Origin of the sequence: Anaeromyxobacter diazotrophicus (assembly GCF_013340205.1) — a bacterium.
Lineage (GTDB): Bacteria > Myxococcota > Myxococcia > Myxococcales > Anaeromyxobacteraceae > Anaeromyxobacter_A > Anaeromyxobacter_A diazotrophicus.
The window spans coordinates 117,726-135,222 of record NZ_BJTG01000006.1 but is presented as its reverse complement, the minus strand read 5'-3'; the positions used below and the strand labels follow the sequence as shown (position 1 = coordinate 135,222).

Below are 17,497 nucleotides of genomic sequence, written 5' to 3'. Positions count from 1 at the left end.
TTACCATGGGAGCGATGGCCCTCGTTCGCCACGCGCTCGCGCTCTGCGCCGCCGGATCCCTGCTCGGGCTCGGCGCCAACGCCCTCACGCCGCGCCCGGCGCCGCTCGGGCACGAGGTGGCGGCGGCCGCGGACGCGCCCGGGGCGGCCTGCCAGATCCAGGGCCTCCAGGCGGCCATCCCCCGCATCTCGGTCGAGGAGGCGACGCCCCTCTGCGTCGCCTGCTCCGCGCTGTTCGTGGACGCGCGCAGCAGCGCCGAGTACGAGGCGGGCCACATCACCGGCGCGCTGCACCTCGCGCCGGGCGAGGCGGTGGACCCCGTCCTGTGGCGGCTCGGGGTCTACAAGACGGTGGTGGTCTACGACCGCGATCCGAACTGCTCGGTGGCCGACCAGGTGGCGAAGAAGCTCCTCGAGCACGGCGTGCAGGACGTCCGGGTGCTCACCGGCGCCTGGCCCGCCTGGACGGCCGCCCGCGCGCCCAACGCGGCCGGAAGCTGCGCTTCCTGCGGCCCCCCGGCGACGGCGGCCAAGGGGTCGCCGTGAGCCGCTCGCTCGCGCGCGCGGGGCTCGTCCTCGCGAGCCGGCTCGCGCTGGCCGCCATCTTCCTCTACGCCGCCGCGACCAAGGTGCCCGACCTGGCCGCCTTCGCCACCGACGTCGCGAACTACCGGCTCGTGCCCGCGGCGCTGGTGCCGTGGGCGGCGGCGGCGGTGGTCGGCATCGAGATCGTGGTCGGGCTGGCGCTCCTCACCGGCTTCTACGCCCGCGCCGCCGCCCTGGTGGCGGCGGGCATGCTGGTCGTCTTCATCGCCGGGCTGTCGCAGGCGCTGTTGCGGGGCATCGACCTGCGCTGCGGCTGCTTCGGCGGCGACGAGCCGGCCGACTGGTGGACGGTGGTGCGCGACCTCTTCATGCTGGTGCCGGCCGGGATCGTGCTCGCGCTGGGCCGCGCTCGACGCCCCGCGGCGGAGGCCTCGTCGCCCTCGGCCGGCGGCGCTCACCTCGGCCGCATCAGCACCAGGTACTGATGGGGCAGGAAGGTCGGCTCGCCGATCACCGCCAGCCCGGCGCGGTCGGCGGCGACGAGGAAGTCCTCGCGCGAGACGCGGTGCTCGAGCGGCGGCCCCACCGGCGTCTCGCGCCGGTGGAAGTCGACGTTCGCCAGCAACCCGCCGCGCCGGAGCGCCGCCGCGAGGTGGCGCAGGTACGCGACGCCGTCCGGGAAGTGGTGGAAGGTGTCCGCCACCAGGATGCGGTCGCACGAGGCGGGTGGCAGGAGCGAGTCGCGCTCGCGCGCGAGGAGCGGCACCACGTTCGAGACCCCGGCGCCGTCGAGCCGCGCCCGCAGCACGCCCAGCAGCTCGGGCACCACCTCGACCGCGTACACCCGGCCCCGCGGCCCCACCGCCCGCGCCAGGCGCAGCGTGAAGTACCCGGGCCCGGCGCCGACGTCGGCCACCGTCTGGCCCGGCTCGACGCCGAGCGCGGCCAGCACCTCGTCCGGCCGCTGCCACGCGTCCCGCTCCGGTCCGGTGAGGCGCGCGACGTAGGCGTCGAGGTCGTCCGGGTTGCCGTGGGCCCGCCGCCCGTGCGCCGGCCCGCCGTGGCCGCGGTCGAGGTCGTGGCCGTGGTCGCGGTCGTGGTCGTGGCGGTCGTGCATGCGCGGCGCTCCTCGAGGCGGCGGGACGGGGGGCGGTGTAGCGCCGTGCGCGCGCCGCCTCAAGCGCGGATCGCCTGCCAGAGCGCCAGCACCGCGGCGCCCGGGTCGGGCGCGCCGAGCCAGGCCCGGATGACCCCCACCCCGCGCGCGCCGTGCTCCCGCGCCGCGCCCGCCGTCTCCAACTCGATCCCGCCCAGCGCCACGAGCGGGAGCCCCAGCCGCGCCGCGCGCGCCAGCGCGGCGAGCCCCACCGGCGGGCCGTAGGCGGCCTTGGAGGGTGTCGCGAAGACCGGGCCGAAGGTGGCGAAGTCGGCCCCCCCACCCCGGGCGCGGGCCACGTCCTCCTCGCCGTGGCACGAGACGCCGACGAGGCGCCCCGGGCCGAGCAGCCGCCTGGCCTCCGCCGGCGGCACGCCGGACGAGGGCAGGTGCACGCCGTCCGCGCCGGCGGCGAGCGCCACGTCCAGGCGGTCGTTGACGAGGAGGCGCTGCCCGGCGGACCGGCAGGTCGCGCCGAGGGCGCGGGCGAGGGCCAGGAGCTCCCGGCCGCCGAGGTCCTTCTCCCGGAGGTGGACCGCCACGGTCCCCGGAGGTGCCCGCCTCAGGGCGGCCGCGACCGCGGCGCCCAGTTCGGGCACCAGCCGGCGGTCCGTGACGAGGTGGACGAGCGGCGTTAGCATGGTCGGCATTCGAGTCTCGCAGAGGTGGGTGTCCTTCCGCCACCTCGGTGACCCTCGCACCTCGGAGAAGATCGTGGACACGGACCTGCAGCAGCTCGTGGCGTTCCTGGCGGAGCAGCGGACGAAGCAGGCGCCGCACTTCCCCGCCGTCCGCTACGAAAAGGTGCTGAGCTTCATGGGGACGACCAGCCTCGCCGGCAGCTACGCGGCGGTGGGGATCTGCCCGGTGGTCCGGCTCGACCCGGCCGACGGCGACCGGGAGCTGCGGGTCCAGCTGCGGGGGACCTTGCCGCGCCAGCCCACCCGCGGCGAGTGCGTGACCGTCCACCTCACCCGCGTGGAGCAGTACCAGGGGTTCCAGGTGAAGACGCGGCCGCTCGCGTCCGCCGAGTCCGCGAGCGCGCTCTTCGAGTCGCGCGGGGACGAGCTCACCGTCCACGGCAGCCAGATCTTCACCGTCCACCACAGCCCCTACACCATGAAGTTCTTCGAGCAGATCCCGTTCGAGGAGGTGCAGGAGATCGTGGGCGGGCTGCGCTACGCCCTCACCGCCGTCGGCGAGCACGCCAACCTCTCCCCGCGCTGGATCTTCCACAGCGAGGTGGTCGGCGGGCGGCTCGCGCTCTACCACGGCGACGGGCTCGCGCTGAAGACGTACATGAACCTCAAGACCAACCGGCAGGAGACGCGGCTCATCCTCGACCTCGACGACTTCACCGGCTACGCGGTGCGCGGGACGGTCGAGGAGTTCCAGCCCCACCAGCACCCGGAGGCCTACGAGAAGATCTGCGGGGGCTTCACGGCGGGCAGCTGGGGCAAGCCGTCGCGCACCTTCCGCTTCCTCGCGGAGACCTGGCAGCGCATCGCGCCCACCGGGCCGGCGGTGAAGAGGTAGCGCCCCCTACGATCCTATCAGCCCCGTCATCGGGCTCGACGCGGAGGCGTGCAGCTTCATCGGGATGCGGCCGGCCAGGAGCGCCTTGCGGCCGGCGGCGACGGCGTCGCGCATCGCCTCGGCCATGAGGACCGGCTCCTTCGCCTCGGCGATGGCGGTGTTCATGAGCACCGCCACCGCGCCGAGCTCCATCGCCAGGGCGGCGTCGCTGGCGGTGCCGACCCCGGCGTCGACCAGCACCGGCACCTTCACCGTCTCCATGATGATGCGGAGGTTGTAGGGGTTCCTGAGGCCGAGCCCCGAGCCGATGGGCGCGCCGAGCGGCATCACCGCCGCGCAGCCGACGTCCTCCAGCTTCTTCGCCGTGACCGGGTCGTCGTTCGTGTAGGGGAGGACCGTGAAGCCCTCCTTCACCAGGATCCGGGCCGCCTGCACCAGCCCCTCGACGTCCGGGAAGAGCGTGCGCTTGTCCCCGATGACCTCGAGCTTCACGAGCTCGCCCATGTCGAGCTCGCGGCCGAGCCGCGCCGTGCGCACCGCCTCGTCGGCGGTGAAGCAGGCGGCGGTGTTGGGGAGCAGCGTCATCCCCTTCGGGACCCACTCCAGCAGCGACTCGGCCCCCTTCTTGGAGAGGTCGAGGCGCCGCACGGCCACCGTCACGACCTCCGCGCCCGAGGCGGCGAGCGCGCGCTGCATGGTGGGGAAGTCCTTGTACTTGCCGGTGCCGACGAGGAGCCGGCTCGTGAACGTGTGCTTGCCGAGCGACCAGGTGTCCGCCATGGCTACCCTCCTCCGACGAAGGCGACGATCTCGACCGCGTCCCCGCCTCGCAGCGCGTGCGCGTCGTAGCGGTCCTTCGTCACGACCGCCTCGTTCACCTCGACCGCCACCCGCTGCGCCTTCACCCCGAGCTGGGCGAGCAGCGCCGCGACGGTGGTGCCGTCCGGGAGCTCCCGGATCTCGCCGTTGAGCTTGACCTGCATGGTGGGGGTATGTAGCCCCCGCGGCGCGGTGGCGTCAAACGGCGCGGCGCGCCCGCGCAGGCCTCAGCCCATCGCCAGCGCGGGGCGATCTGCGCTAGGATATCGGCTCCGCCTCGGGCGCCCATTCGTGGGGCGCGGGCGGAAGTCGTCTGGGCGGGAAGGCGGAGGTGGTGGGGATGGGCGTCGTGGGGACCGGGGTCGCCGTGCGCGAGCGCACGGCCGTGGGGGAGCAGGACGCGCCGAGGGTCAAGGCGGCGTCGCTCACCCGCTTCCACCAGCGCATCGCGGCCGAGGCCCTCACCGCGCGCAGCGGCCAGGGCGCCACGCGCCTGGCGCCGGCGCTGGCGCAGTCGGCGGTGGACCTGAACCCGCACCAGATCGAGGCGGCGGCCTTCGCCCTCTCGTCCATGGCCACGGGCGGCTGCGTCCTCGCCGACGAGGTCGGCCTCGGCAAGACGGTGGAGGCGGGCCTGGTGCTCGCCCAGCTCGCCGCCGAGGGGCGCGGGCGCATCCTCATCCTCGTCCCCGCGTCGCTCCGGAACCAGTGGCGCGACGAGCTCAGCTCCAAGTTCGGCCTCGACTCCGAGGTGGTGGACGGCAACACCGCGCGCGCGCAGGAGAGGCACGGGCTGAAGCTCAACCCGTTCGACACCGGCGGGATCGTGATCGCCTCGCACCCGTTCGCGGCGCTGCGCGCGGACGAGGTGGCGCGGGTGCCCTGGGACCTCGCGGTCATCGACGAGGCGCACCGGCTGCGCAACGCCTACCGCCGCGACCACAAGACCGGCCAGGCGCTCCGCAAGGGCCTGCGGAAGTGCCCGAAGCTCCTCCTCACCGCCACCCCGCTCCAGAACGACGTGATGGAGCTGCTCGGGCTCACCGCCTTCATCGACGACGCGCTGCTCGGCACCGAGGACGCCTTCCGGATGCAGTTCGCCTCGGGCGAGCTCACCGAGGACAAGGCGGCCGACCTCAAGGAGCGGCTCGGGCAGGTGGTCATCCGCACCCTGCGCCGGCAGGTGAAGGAGTACGTGAAGTTCACCGCCCGGCGCTCGCTGGTGGAGGACTTCGCGCCGACGCCCGAGGAGCAGGAGCTGTACGACCGCGTCTCGGAGTACCTGCGCCGCGAGGACGCGGTCGCCATCCCGCAGTCGCGCCGCGCCCTGCTCGTCCTCGTCTACCGGAAGATCCTCGCCAGCTCGACCTTCGCCCTCGCGCACACGCTGGGGAAGCTGGCCGACTCGCTCGAGGGCAAGCTGGCCGGGGCGGAGTGCGCGGCGCAGGCCGACGCCTTCCTCGATCTCTCCGGGTTCGAGGAGGAGGCGGAGGAGCTCGGCGGGAGCGGGCGCGACGACGGGCGGCCGAAGGGCGCCGCCGCGGTCTCCAAGATGCGCGACGAGCTGGCCGAGCTGCGCGCCTGCGCCAAGCTGGCGGCCTCCATCCAGGTGAACGCGAAGGGCGACGCGCTGGTGCGCGGCCTCGACCGGACCTTCACCGTGGCGCGCGCCTGCGGCTGGCCGCAGAAGGCGGTGGTCTTCACCGAGTTCCGCCGCACGCAGGACTATCTGAAGAAGATCCTCGAGGCGCGCGGCTACACCACCACCAGCCTCTCCGGCGACGCCGGCGGCCCCGACAAGCGGCAGGCGCTGGTGGAGGAGTTCCGGCACAAGACCCAGATCCTGCTCATGACCGAGGCGGGGGCGGAGGGACTGAACCTCCAGTTCTGCAACCTGGTCGTGAACTTCGACCTGCCCTGGAACCCGCAGCGCGTCGAGCAGCGCATCGGGCGCTGCCACCGCTACGGCCAGCAGCGCGACGTCCTGGTCCTCAACTTCCTCAACCGGCAGAACGCCGCCGACGCGCGCCTCTACGACCTGCTCTCGCAGAAGCTGGCGCTCTTCGACGGCGTGTTCGGATCGTCCGACGAGATCCTGGGCGCGCTGGGGAGCGGCATCGACTTCGAGGCGCGCGTCCTCGACATCTACCAGTCGTGCCGCTCGGGCGAGGAGATCGACGTCGCGTTCAACGCGCTCCGCAAGGACCTCGACGAGCGCATCGAGGCGCGCCTCGCGGCCGCGCGGGCGCTGCTCTTCGAGAAGTTCGACGGCGAGGTCCGGGGCAAGCTCCGCATCGCGGAGAAGGCGGCGCGCGAGGCGGTCGCGCGGCGCGAGGCGGACGAGGAGGCGCTGGTGCGCAGCGTCTTCGAGGAGGGCGAGGCCCCCCTCCCCGTCCCCGAGCCGCCGCCGGGCGAGGCGCGGTCGAAGGCGCGCCGCGCGCGGCTCGCCAAGGCCGCCGCGGAGGCGGTCAAGACGCGGCCGCAGGAGGCGGTGTCGCTGGTCGAGCTCGACGCGCGCTCGCTCCCGCCGCAGCTTCAGGAGCTGGCGGGCTGCGAGGGCTGGTGGTTCGCCTACAAGTTCGGCTTCGACGCGCTCGCCTCCGAGGACAAGCTGGCGCACGTCATCCTGTGGGCGGACGGCGACCGGTACCGCGCCCTGCCCGCCGAGGCGAGCGAGCTCTTCGCCCAGCTCCCGGCGCGCGAGGCGAAGGGCGGCCCGCGCGGCGGGGCCATCTCCATGGGCACCGCCCAGGAGGAGGCGCTGGCGGCGCTCTCCTCGCGGCTCCTGGCCGAGTTCGCCGAGCGCGCCGGCGCGAGCTACGACGAGCAGCGCGAGCGCTGGGACCGGTCGGTCGAGGACGTCCTCGCCGCCCCGCGGCGCCACGTCGAGGAGGCGCGCGAGGCGTGGGCGAAGGCGCGCTCCGCGCTGCACGACAAGGTGGACCTGCCGCAGCGGGATCGGCGGGCGCTCCTCGAGCGCGCCGAGCGCGAGTACCGCCGCCGGCTCGACGACCTGCGCGCCACCGAGGCGCTCCGCTACGGCGAGCGCGACCGGGCGGTGACGGAGCTGCGCAGGCGCGCCGAGCCGAAGGAGAAGCGGACGCTGGTCGCGACCGCGTACTGGCGCTGCGTGTAGCCCTACCGCGCGGCGGTCGGCGGCTCGAGCAAGAAGTGGATGGGGAGGTCGAGCCGCCCGCCGCCCGCGAAGCGGACGCGCGAGACGATCCCCTGCACGCACGCGCCGAGCCCCTCGTCCCCCACCGAGTCGGCCGCGAGGCGCACCCCCCGGCCCGGCTCGACCTCGGCCACCAGCGTGCCGTCGAGCCCCGGGTTCTGCCGGAGCGCCTGCTCGTAGCAGCCCTGGAGCTCCTGGAGGCGCCCCTCGAGCGCCTGCCGCGCCTCGCGCCCGCCCGCGCCGTAGGGATCGCTCACCTCGACGCGCGGCCGCGCGCCCTGCGCCGCGGTCACGAGCGGCCGGTCGCCGCCCTCGCCGCCGCGCGCCAGCACCTGCTCGTCCGCCACGTACTCCCAGGAGAACGGCTCGACGCCCAGCGCGTAGTGCCGCGAGCCGGTCGCGTTGGCGCAGACAGCCTCGTCCTCGTCGTCCGGGAGCGTGAAGGTGAGGACGAGCGCCAGCTTCTTCTGGGCCGCCGCCTGCACGATGCGCGAGGCCGCCGCCTCGTCGGCGGCGACCGGGAGGCCCGCGCGGCTCACCAGCCACAGGTGGAGCGTGCCGCCCGCGCCGGCGAGGAAGGTGCGCTCCGAGAGCGACAGCTCCTGCTCCTCGCGGTCGTACGGCGCGAACTTGAGCGCCGCCCCCGGGACGGTGACGCGGTACCGGCCGAGCAGCGCCGCCTCGCGGCGCGCGTCCTGCTGCGCCTCCGCCCGCGCCTGCGCCACCACGTCGCTCCCCCCGCGGAGCCGCTCCCCGGGCGTGAGGGACTCGCAGAAGGCGCGCGCCTGGGGCGGGTCGGCCACCACCTGCACCGGCGGGGTTTGACCGTTCGTGACGGGCGCGGCATCCACCGCCGCCGCGCCCGGCGCCGTCTGGGGCGCGGCCAGGGCGAGGGTCAGAGCGAGCAGGAGCATGCCCGCAAGCTATGCATCCACCCCCGGTGCGCGCGCCCTCAACACCCCAGCGAGCAGGGTGAACCGCGCGGGGAGCACGCCCGGCTGCTCGCCGTCGACGTCCAGCAGGACGGGCTCCTTCCCCAGCGGCTCCGCCTCCACCACCCGGCCCCGGAACGTGCTCGTGTTGGGGAGCCGCAGGTGCGAGCCGTCGTAGAGCATGCCCTTCTTCAGCGCGAAGTCCGCGAGGCCCAGGCCTTTCCAGAGCGTGACGTCGAACAGCCCGTCGTCGAGCCGCGCCGCCGGCGCGACCATCATCCCGCCGCCGAAGAACCGTCCGTTGCACACCGCGAGCGAGGTGACGCGGTCCTCGCGCCAGGGCCCGCCGTCGATGCGCCAGCGCACCGGCTGGTCGCGCCAGCCCATGAGGGCCTTGGCCGAGGCCAGCATGAACGTGGCCTTCCCGCCGAGGAGCTTCCCCATCCGCTCCACGTCGCGCACCACCCGGCCCGCGACGCCGAACCCCGCCACGTTGACGAAGTGGCGCGCCTCCGGCTTCCCCCCGTGGCCGACGAACTCGACCCGGCCGAGGTCGATGACGCGCTCCGCCGGACCGGCGAGGACGCGGGCCGCCCCGGCCGCGTCGGTGGGGCACCCGAGCGAGCGGCGCAGGTCGCCGCCCGTCCCGCGCGAGATGAAGCCGAACGCGGCGCCCCCGCCGCCCGCCGCCGCGCGCTCCAGCATCAGCCCGTCGACGACCTCGCTGGCGGTGCCGTCCCCGCCGACCGCCACCACCAGGTTCGCCCCCGCGCGGGAGACCTCCCGGGCGAGGAGCACCCCGTGGCCGCGGCGCTCGGTGAAGCTGCAGTCGAAGTCGCCGACCGCGCCGCGCACCGCGCGCGCGATGTCGTCGAAGTGGCGGCCGGTCCGGCCGTACGCGCTGGCCGGGTTGACGATGAGGTGGGGCTTCATCCCCCCGGAGCATACCCCGGGCCGGGCGGCGCGCTCACGCGCGCGAGCAGGTGCCGCACGACGCGCGCGATGGGGACGCCCGTCGGGCAGAGCGGGTCGCACCCCTGGCACGCCGCGCAGGCGCGCAGCGCCTCGGCCGCGTGCGGGAGCTCGGCGCTGCTCTTCCCGTAGAGCCGGAAGGCGGCGTGGAGCCCGAGCGAGCGGATCGACGGCACCGCGGTGGCGAGCTCGCACCCGGCCTCGCACAGCCCGCACCCGACGCAGGCGCTGGCCGCCTCCCCGACGGCGCGGTCGTCCGGGTGCGTCGGGACCAGGCCCTCGCCCGCGTAGTTCGCGAGGAACCGGTCGAGCCCGGTGCCCCGCTGGCGCAGGCGCTTCAGCGGGTGAGCGAGCAGCGCGCGGTAGGCGAGGTAGGAGAGGGCGCGCGGGCGGGAGGCTGACACCGGCTCACGATAGCAGAGGGCGCACGCGACCTGTCAGCGCTCGCGCCGCCAGTAGACCCCCGTCCAGTCCGCCCGCTCGATCGGCTCGGTGATGGCGTGCGCTCGGCGATACCCGTCCACCGCCTCCTTGCAGCCGGGCACCGCGCCGTAGTCGTCGACGATGAGGTACCCGCCGATCGAGAGCTTCGGGTAGAGGGCCTGGAGCGCGTCCATCGTGGACTCGTACATGTCGCCGTCCAGCCGGGCGACCGCGATGCGCTCGATGGGCGCCGTGGGCAGCGTGTCCTTGAACCAGCCCTCGAGGAATCGGACCTGATCGTCCAGCAGCCCGTAGCGAGCGAAGTTCTCCTGGACCTTCTCCACCGAGATCGCGAGCTCTGGATAGGTGTGGAACGTGTCGCCCGCGTCGTGCGGGTACTTCTCCGCGTCCGGCTCGGGGAGCCCCGCGAACGAATCGGCGACCCACACGCGCCGATCCGAGACGCCGTAGGCCTCCAGGATGGAGCGCATGAGGATGGTGGTCCCGCCCCGCCAGACCCCGGTCTCGATGAGGTCGCCTGGCACGCCCCGCCGGATCACGTCCTCGACGCAGGCCTGCACGTTGTCCATCCTCCGCTGGCCGATCATGGAGTGGGCGACAGCCGGCCAGTCCTGGCCGTCGCGGCGCATCGCCGCGGAGAACGACTGCTTCCGGAGCATGTCGTCGTCCTCGTAGATCAGGTTGAGGATGCAGCGCTTCATGAGATCGAGGTAACGAGCCCTGACTGCCGTGAGCCCGCCCGCGACCGACCGCGCCGTACGCTCGACGCCGGCCCCGGCGGGGAGGAGCTCGTCCGCCTCGGTGGCCTTCGCCCCGCCCCGCGCGGCTTCGACCGAATCCTGGCGACGCTCGACTGGAAGCGTAGTGCTCATCGTTTCCTCCCGTGTCACGACGCTGGCGTGGGTCCCGGCGACTTGCTCCGCGGCCAGAATGGCCAGCCCTCGCGCATCGCGCTCCGCCTTGCCGGCGTACAGGTAAGTGAGGTGCAGCCCCTGCTCCATGCACCGCTCGCAGATGGGCGCCCGGCGCTTCGCGGCCTGGAGGTCCTCGGCCGTCGTCTCGAGGAAGCTCTCCGCCACGGGCGGCACGTCGTACACTGCGCAGCAGAGGTCGACGCTCCCGTCCGAGTTGATCAGCACGGAGTTGCGCAACGCGCACTCACCGGGGGAGAGCAAGTGACGGTACCGGTTGGAGATGTCGCGCGATTCCTCGGGCCGGTGCACCAGGCGCTCGACGTGCGGGCGGTCGGACTCCGGAACGCCGTGCTCGAGCCAGGCGAGCACCTTGTCCGCCGATCCCGCGACCGACCAGATCGGCTCGAAGTGGAACCCCAGCTCGCGGGCGAACGCCTGCATCGCCGTGTACTCCGGCCCGCAGTTGTGCCGGTACACGTGGTAGTTCACCTCCACCGCGATCGGGGCGCCGAGCTCGTCCATGTACGACCGGAGGAGGCGCATGTTCTCCTTCACGCGCTCGACGTCGCCGCCGCGATGGGTCTGGCCATAGACCGGCTGCGTGAAGCCGGACACCGAGACCCTCAGCCAGTCTGGGCGCGCGGCGACGACACCGCGCAGGTCCCTCGGCCGGACGAGGTTGGACGAGAGCCGGCAGCAGAGCCCGCGCGCCTTCACGCGCCGGATGAACTCGGGAGCCTGCGGGTGCAGCAAGGGCTCGCCCCAGTTGAAGAGGTGGATCCGCGGTCGCGCGGGGGCCGCCTCGCGCTCCACCTTGTCCAGGATCCGCTCGAACAGCTCGAGCCCCATCGCCCCCATCGACCGATTCGCACCCGGGGAGTTTCCGTGACCGCACGCCGGGCACGCCAGGTTGCACGCCCCGACGATGTCGATGGACACGTCGAGCGGGTCGGGGCGCCAGGCGACCTCGCCTCCGGTCGGGTGGCTCATTCGACGGAGATCCGGTGCTCGGAGAACCCCGCCACGGCGGCCTTGTCGCTGGCGTGCACGACGCCGAGCTTGTACTCGCCGGGGGCGAGCGCGTCGGTGGCGAGCTCGACGTCGAACCCGGCCAGGCAGACCGAGCGCGGATCGAGCTGGCGGAGCTGGAACGCCACGTCGTGGCGGACCGTCCGCTCGCCGAGCGGGGCGCTGTAGATGCGCTCCCCGGTGGGCGACCGCAGGACCAGGAAGGCCGGCGCGCCGCGCAGGTCGAGCCCGGGGGCGACCGCCCATCCGGAGACCTTCAGCGGCTCACGGTCCCGGAGCTTGATCCGCCCGCCGGGCGGGCGGCCCTGCACGAACTCCAGCTGCGTGAGCCCGCCGAGGTGAAGGGGCTTGCTGGCGAACGCGGGGGCCACGCCCTCCGTGAACGAGCCCCGAGAGGCGGTGCTCACGCTCTCGACGCGCTCGAGCCGCTCCAGCGCGTGCTGCAGATCCTCCACGTGGGCCCGCAGCACCTCCGGGGGGATCGTGCCCTCGCGGCGGAGCGCCTCCAGCGCCCCGCGCCAGGCCTCCGCGCGCGAGAGCGCCCGCTGCGTCGCCTCGAGCCAGGCCCGGCCGTGACGCTCGTCCGGCTCGAGGTGCGTTCCCTCCGCCCACTCGTTCCACGCGTTCAGGAACACGACGCGCTCGTCGGGAGGGTTGTGCGCCGCCGTCCAGGCCACCGCCCCCCGGAGCCACGCCTCGTATCCGCGCGGCGTCGCGCCATGGAAGAGGAACGAGGCGGGCCCGCGCCGCGCCGTGTTGTCCCACCCCATCATGACGCCCCGGAGCAGGCGGTAGTCCGGCGCGCTCCGCGCGAGGCTGTGGGTCACGAAGTCCTCGTAGTCGAAGACGGTGCCGGTGAAGTCCGGATCGAGGCCTGGGAGCGTCCTGGGATCGATCTTCCTTCCGTGCCAGGGGGAGGGCGGGAACTCGACGGCCGCGTCGAAGCCCGCCCGGCGCGGATCGAACGTCGCGTCGTGGCTCTGGACGGCGCAGAGGTACAGCCCCGGCAGCCCGGCGGCCTCGGCCTGCTCTCGCCAGTAGGCGGCGACGGCCGCGGCGTCCGGCATCCTGCCCACCCGGTAGACGAGCAGCATGGGCGCGCCGCCGACCTGGATGTACCGGCGGTCCTTCAGGATGGGGAGCACCTCGTGGATGAACTGCCGATAGCGCTCCGGCGAATCATCCTGGGCGATGAGGACCTGGGCCTCGCTGCCGTCCCACCGGCGCGACCAGCTCTCGTTCGCCCAGCAGATGCAGAACGGGAAGTCGGGGTTCCCGCTCTCGAGCATGTCGAGGAGCGGGCGCTCCAGCAGGCGCTTCGTCCCGAAGGAGTAATAGTAATAGCAAAAGCCGTGAATCCCGTGCTCGCGCGCCAGCTCGGCCTGCGCGGCGCGAACCTCCGGCAGGCGCAGGTCGTAGAAGCCGAGCTCGGTCGGGAGGTGCGGCTGATAGTGCCCCTCGAAGAGCGGCTTGGCGCGCGTGACGCTCGTCCACTCCGTGAAGCCGCGGCCCCACCAGGCGTCGTTCTCGGGGATGGGGTGGAACTGGGGCAGGTAGTAAGCGATGGCGCGGACGGGCGCGCCGGCGGACGAAGCGGTGGGGCGGTCGGTCACGGCGTCCTCGGGGCTAGGCAGGGAAGCGCGCCGCCTCGGCGCTCGGCGCGACCGGGGCGGGGCAAAGCTTCGGATCGGCGGCGGCGTCGTGAATCACGACGCCCATGCGCGTGGCGAGATCCGCGATCTCGGGGCGGGCCCCGGTGAGCACCAGGACGCCCGCGCCCCGCAGCAGGGTCTCCCAGCCGGCGAGCGAGCTCGGCTGCTCGGTCAGCAGCAGATCGAGGTCGAGCGTGGACGGCAGCGCCTGGACGGGCTGGGGAGGCTTCTGGACGTGCTCCAGCGGCAGGGCGAGGCCGAGCGTCACGGCGGCCTTGCCGCTCAGCTGCTCGGCGAGCCTCGGCAGCACCGCGGCCCAGCGGTCCTCGGGCGACCCGACGTCGGGCGCCAGGAGCACCCGCTGCGCCCTCGAGCCGGCCCAGGGATCGGCTCCTGGCGCCGGGGCCACCGGGGCCGACGCCGGCGCGGCGACCTGGGGCGCCCGGTCGCCGTCGCGCGCCTCCGCCCCCTTGCGCGCGGCGAAGGTGATGAACTGGACGACGTTGCACTCCTCGATGAACTTCGCCGCATCGCCGCCGAGCGCCTTGACCAGCTCGGCCGCCTTCTGGACGTAGACGGGGGTTGCCGTCTGCGAGCCGGCGATCTTCCCGACCCCCTCGAAGCCCGCCTCGTCGAGCATCCGGAGCATGCCCTTCCGCGTGAAGAAGCGGAGGTGCGTCCGATCGAGGATCCCGGAGTCCGCGTACTCCCACTGCCCCTCGACCAGCAGCGGGAGGACGACCGACTCGTGGCGGATGTTCGGCAAGGACAGGAGCAGCTTCCCGTCGCGGCTCAACCAGCGGCTGAGGTGGCGCAGGACGGCCGCGGGATTGACGAGGTGCTCGAGGACGTCGGCGAACGTCATGAGGTCGAAGTGGCCGTCGGGATAGGGCAGCTCCGGGAGGCCGTTGAGGTCGACCCGGTGGGCCGCGGAGAGCCGGGTGCGCGCGAGCGCGAGCGCCGGCTCGAAGATGTCGAGCCCCACCACCTCGGCGGCTCCCTTCTCCAGCAAGGCTGCGCCCATCGCGCCGGCGGCGCAGCCGACCTCGAGGATGCGCAGGCCTCGGGCCGCGACGAGCTGCGTGAGCTCCGGACGTGGGAGGCAGTAATAGGCCGGCAGCTGGGCGGGACTGGTGTCGTTCATTCCACTTCCTCGGGCGGAGGTCACTTCCGACCCTCGGAGGCATAGCAATGCGCGCGCCAGCTTGACGTCGGCGATTTCGCTGGGCGTTTCTCGAAGGATCGCCAGAAAATTGGCGGTCGCCAGCGGCCTGACTGCGTCGGGTCGGCCTCGGGCCGGAGCGTCTACCCGGGTGCGCCTGCCGCCGCGCTCCCGGCGAGATAGCCCGTGAGCACCCCGACCCCGAGCCCCGTCCCGTCGGCCGCCACCTCGTGGCCGCCGATCACCGCCCCGGCGGCGAAGAGCCGCGGGTGGAGCGGGGCCCCCGAGGCGTCGAGCGGCCGGAGCTGGCGGTCGATGCGCACGCCGGCGGCGAGGAGCGGCTGCGCGGCGCGCCGGGCGCGGACGGTGAGCGAGGCCGCGGGGCGGCTCGCGAGCTCGCCGTCCGGGGCGCCGGCCTCGGTGGCCTGCACCGGGAGGCCGAGGAGCGGCTCCACCAGCGCGCCGCGGCGGACGATCCCCCCGCCGACGAACCGCCCGCTGGCGAGCACCCAGCTGCGCGCCCGCACCTCGCGGCCGCCGGCGCGGACCTCGTCGCCGGGGCGCCCGCCGCGCTCGACGGCCACCTCGCCCGACACCAGCTCCACCCCGGCGGCGAGGAGCCGCGCCTCGAGCGCCGCCTGCAGCCGCAGGCCGGGCACGCTCGGCACGTCGGAGAGGGTCTCGGCCACGGGCAGGCCGGCGGCCCCGGCGATGCGCTCCATGACGCGCGCGGCGGGAGCGCGCCCGAGCACGGGCGGGAACACCGCGGCGGCGGCGCCCGCCGGCAGCGCCCGGCCGAGGAGCCTGCCGGCCTCCTCGGCGGCGCCTGGCGCCTCCAGGGCCCGGGCCAGCTCGTGGGGGCGCGCCAGCGCCAGGTCTCCCCTCATGAAGAGGTCGAGCTCCACGGCGGTCGTCCGCGGCCCGCCCCGCGCCTCCCACGGCGCGAGCGCGCCCGCCACCAGCCGCGCGTCGAACCCGAGGTGCCCCCGGAAGCCGACCACCGCCAGCGTCCCGCGCACCGCCGCGAGGTCGGCGGCGACCATGGTCCGCTGCGCCAGCGCGGCGGTGACGACCGCGCCGTAGGGCGTGGAGAGGAAGAGCGGGCGGCCCGAGGGCGGGGCGAGCAAGTCCGCGAGCTCCGCGGCGGCGAAGGCGAGCGCCTCCTCCAGCGCGTCGAGGCCGGGGCCGAGCGCCGCGTACGGGTGCTCGGGGCGGCTCGCCGCGAGCCGGCGGGCCGCGGTCAGGGTGTCGAGCCGGGAGGCGAGCGGCTCCGCCGGCGCGCACCAGGTGTCGGGGGCGGCGCCGATGGCGCCGGAGGAGAGCGCGGTGGCGCCGGGGGCGCGCCGGGCCAGCACCACGCGAGCGGAGCGGCTGCGGGCGGCGAGGGCGGCCATGGCGCCGGCCAGACCTCCGCCGACGACGAGGACGTCGGTGACGAGGGGGGCGGCCCCCTCTCCCCGGCCCTCTCCCCGGGGAGAGAGGGGGAAGGTCGACAGGGGCTGACGCGCGGGCCGGCGGACCGTCACAGCCGCCCCACGCCGGTGTGGGCACCGCGCAGGAGCTCCTCCTGCGCCAGCTGGTGGCCGTCGAGCACCGCGCGCCGCTCGCGCCAGCCCAGCTCGAGCAGGTCCGCCAGCTCGGCCCGGACCTGCTCCGCGCTCCAGCCCAGCTCGCGGCCCGCCACCTGCGCCGCGGTGCGGGCGCAGTCGAGGCCGCCGCAGGCGCCGACCGCGAGCCGACAGCGGCGCCGCAGGTCCTGGAGCCGGCGCACCTGCTCGTGCCGGCAGCAGTACACGACCTCGGCCGCCGTGAGGCCCTCGTCCCGGCACAGCACGAGCCCGAGGCGCGGGTCGTCGTCCACCAGCCGCAGCACCTCCTCCGCCAGGGCGCCGTGCCGGTAGACGAGCCGCGCCACCAGCGGCGCCGCCACCCCGTGGGCCGCCGCGAGCGCCTCGACGTCCGCCGCGGCCTCGCCCCCGGGGAGCGGCTCCTCGTGCGTGCGGCAGGGCCGGGCGGCGCGCCCCAGCCGCCGGACCACGAGGTCCGCCACCTCCTGCGACTGGGCCCGGTAGCTCGCGAGCTTGCCGCCCACGATCGAGAGGAGCCCGTCGGCGCCCTCGGCGGCGTGGTCGAGGATGGCGTGCTCGCGCGAGAGGGCGTCCTCGTTCTTGCCGTACTCGTGGAGGGTCGTCCGCAGCCCCCACCACGCCCGCGTCACCCGCGCCCGCCGCACCCCGGGCAAGAGCGCCTCGACGCCCTCGAGGAGGTACTCCACCTCGTCCTGCGTCGCCTCCAGGTCGTCCGGGTCGCCGTAGTAGTCGTCGTCCGTGGTGCCGACGATGGAGTCGTTCTCGTGCGGCATGAGGAACATCTGCCGGCCGTCCACGGCGGTGCAGGTGATGCCGTAGTTCGAAAAGCGCCGGTCGAGCGTGAGGTGGACGCCCTTCCCCGGCCGCATGGGCACCGCGAGCCCGTTGCGGCGAGCCAGCCGCGGCGACCAGGCGCCGGTGGCGTTGAAGACGACCGGCGCGCGCGCCTCGCCCGTCTCCCCGGTGAGCGCGTCGCGGAACCGGACGCCGGCGACGCGCCCGCCCTCCCGCAGCAGGTCGCGCGCCTCGGTCCAGGTGCGCAGCTCGGCGCCGTGGGCGCGGGCCGAGAGCGCGTTCAGCACGCAGAGCCGGTGCGCGTCGATGCCCCACTCGTCGAAGGTGACCGCGCCGGAGAGCCCGGGCCTGAGCGCGGGCTCGAGCCGGTAGAGCTCGTCGGCGGAGAGCCGGGTCGAGGGCTTGCCGCGCTTGAGCGGCTGGTACTGGTCGTACGTCCCGACGTAGACCTCGGTGGCGTACCAGGTGGCGCGCTCGACGAGCGTCGCCTGCTCCCTCCGCGAGGTGAACGGCATGAGGAACGGGATGCGGAAGAGCAGGTGCGGCGCGATGCGCTGGATGTACCCGGAGTCGCGGGCCGCGAGCGCCGTGACGTGCCGGTCGGACAGCATGTAGCGGATGCCGCCGTGGATCATCCCGGAGTTGGCGCCGCTCGCCCCGCAGGCGAGGTCGGCCTTCTCCAGGAGCAGCACCGAAAGGCCGCGCTGCGCGAGGTCGCGCGCGGTGCCCGTCCCGTTCACTCCGCCCCCGAGGACGATGACGTCGTAGCTGCCCAAG

The 17,497-nt window shown here is 74.6% G+C and carries 16 protein-coding genes; 4 read left to right on the top strand and 12 right to left on the bottom strand.

Going from position 1 to position 17,497, the window contains the following annotated elements; genetic code table 11:
* Positions 1 to 14: 14 nt before the first annotated feature.
* Positions 15 to 545, top strand: coding sequence for a rhodanese-like domain-containing protein (locus HWY08_RS13550; protein WP_176066040.1), 531 nt, complete (start codon positions 15 to 17; stop codon positions 543 to 545).
* A complete protein-coding gene (locus HWY08_RS13545; protein ID WP_176066038.1) occupies positions 542 to 1,030 on the top strand; it encodes a MauE/DoxX family redox-associated membrane protein in 489 nt (162 codons plus the stop codon). The genes HWY08_RS13550 and HWY08_RS13545 overlap by 4 nt, the downstream gene beginning before the upstream one ends.
* Here HWY08_RS13545 and HWY08_RS13540 read toward each other — a convergent pair.
* Both HWY08_RS13540 and HWY08_RS13535 read right to left on the bottom strand, forming a co-directional pair.
* The gene (locus HWY08_RS13540; protein WP_176066036.1) at positions 1,000 to 1,662 is read right to left on the bottom strand and encodes a class I SAM-dependent methyltransferase; all 663 of its coding nucleotides are present in this window, start codon (positions 1,660 to 1,662) and stop codon (positions 1,000 to 1,002) included. The genes HWY08_RS13545 and HWY08_RS13540 overlap by 31 nt on opposite strands.
* Before the next feature lie 59 nt (positions 1,663 to 1,721).
* Positions 1,722 to 2,342 carry a thiamine phosphate synthase gene (locus tag HWY08_RS13535; protein WP_176066034.1) on the bottom strand — a complete coding sequence of 207 codons (621 nt, stop codon included), beginning with the start codon at positions 2,340 to 2,342 and terminating at the stop codon, positions 1,722 to 1,724.
* 73 nt (positions 2,343 to 2,415) lie between these two features.
* Here HWY08_RS13535 and HWY08_RS13530 point away from each other — a divergent pair, with 73 nt between their 5' ends.
* Positions 2,416 to 3,237, top strand: coding sequence for a hypothetical protein (locus HWY08_RS13530; RefSeq protein ID WP_176066032.1), 822 nt, complete (start codon positions 2,416 to 2,418; stop codon positions 3,235 to 3,237).
* 6 nt (positions 3,238 to 3,243) lie between these two features.
* Here HWY08_RS13530 and HWY08_RS13525 read toward each other — a convergent pair whose 3' ends face one another.
* Both HWY08_RS13525 and thiS read right to left on the bottom strand, forming a co-directional pair.
* On the bottom strand, positions 3,244 to 4,017 hold the full coding sequence (locus HWY08_RS13525) for a thiazole synthase (RefSeq protein ID WP_176066030.1): 774 nt from the start codon (positions 4,015 to 4,017) through the stop codon (positions 3,244 to 3,246).
* A gap of 2 nt (positions 4,018 to 4,019) precedes the next feature.
* The gene (gene thiS, locus HWY08_RS13520) at positions 4,020 to 4,220 is read right to left on the bottom strand and encodes a sulfur carrier protein ThiS (RefSeq protein ID WP_176066028.1); all 201 of its coding nucleotides are present in this window, start codon (positions 4,218 to 4,220) and stop codon (positions 4,020 to 4,022) included.
* Positions 4,221 to 4,396: 176 nt separating this feature from the next.
* On the opposite strand from thiS, the gene HWY08_RS13515 reads away from it, so the two are divergent.
* On the top strand, positions 4,397 to 7,192 hold the full coding sequence (locus HWY08_RS13515; protein WP_176066026.1) for an SNF2-related protein: 2,796 nt from the start codon (positions 4,397 to 4,399) through the stop codon (positions 7,190 to 7,192).
* A gap of 2 nt (positions 7,193 to 7,194) precedes the next feature.
* On the opposite strand, the gene HWY08_RS13510 is transcribed toward HWY08_RS13515, so the two are convergent.
* From HWY08_RS13510 to HWY08_RS13475, 8 genes are all read right to left on the bottom strand, one after another.
* Positions 7,195 to 8,145: a hypothetical protein gene (locus HWY08_RS13510; protein ID WP_176066024.1), complete on the bottom strand. Its 951-nt coding sequence runs from the start codon at positions 8,143 to 8,145 to the stop codon at positions 7,195 to 7,197.
* 9 nt (positions 8,146 to 8,154) lie between these two features.
* On the bottom strand, positions 8,155 to 9,096 hold the full coding sequence (locus tag HWY08_RS13505) for a diacylglycerol/lipid kinase family protein (RefSeq protein WP_176066022.1): 942 nt from the start codon (positions 9,094 to 9,096) through the stop codon (positions 8,155 to 8,157).
* Entirely contained in the window at positions 9,093 to 9,539 is a 447-nt protein-coding gene (locus HWY08_RS13500) for a 4Fe-4S dicluster domain-containing protein (RefSeq protein WP_176066020.1), read from the bottom strand. The genes HWY08_RS13505 and HWY08_RS13500 overlap by 4 nt, the downstream gene beginning before the upstream one ends.
* 33 nt (positions 9,540 to 9,572) lie before the next feature.
* A complete protein-coding gene (locus HWY08_RS13495) occupies positions 9,573 to 11,483 on the bottom strand; it encodes a TylF/MycF/NovP-related O-methyltransferase (RefSeq protein ID WP_176066018.1) in 1,911 nt (636 codons plus the stop codon).
* Positions 11,480 to 13,135 (bottom strand): glycosyltransferase WbsX family protein, encoded by a 1,656-nt coding sequence (locus tag HWY08_RS13490; RefSeq protein ID WP_209005154.1) that lies wholly within the window; start codon positions 13,133 to 13,135, stop codon positions 11,480 to 11,482. Before HWY08_RS13490 ends, HWY08_RS13495 begins: the two co-directional genes overlap by 4 nt.
* 13 nt (positions 13,136 to 13,148) lie before the next feature.
* Entirely contained in the window at positions 13,149 to 14,318 is a 1,170-nt protein-coding gene (locus HWY08_RS13485; protein WP_176066017.1) for a class I SAM-dependent methyltransferase, read from the bottom strand.
* Between the two features lie 161 nt (positions 14,319 to 14,479).
* The gene (locus HWY08_RS13480; RefSeq protein ID WP_255499666.1) at positions 14,480 to 15,862 is read right to left on the bottom strand and encodes an FAD-binding protein; all 1,383 of its coding nucleotides are present in this window, start codon (positions 15,860 to 15,862) and stop codon (positions 14,480 to 14,482) included.
* Positions 15,859 to 17,496, bottom strand: coding sequence for a glycerol-3-phosphate dehydrogenase/oxidase (locus HWY08_RS13475; RefSeq protein WP_176066013.1), 1,638 nt, complete (start codon positions 17,494 to 17,496; stop codon positions 15,859 to 15,861). Before HWY08_RS13475 ends, HWY08_RS13480 begins: the two co-directional genes overlap by 4 nt.
* Position 17,497 lies beyond the last annotated feature (1 nt).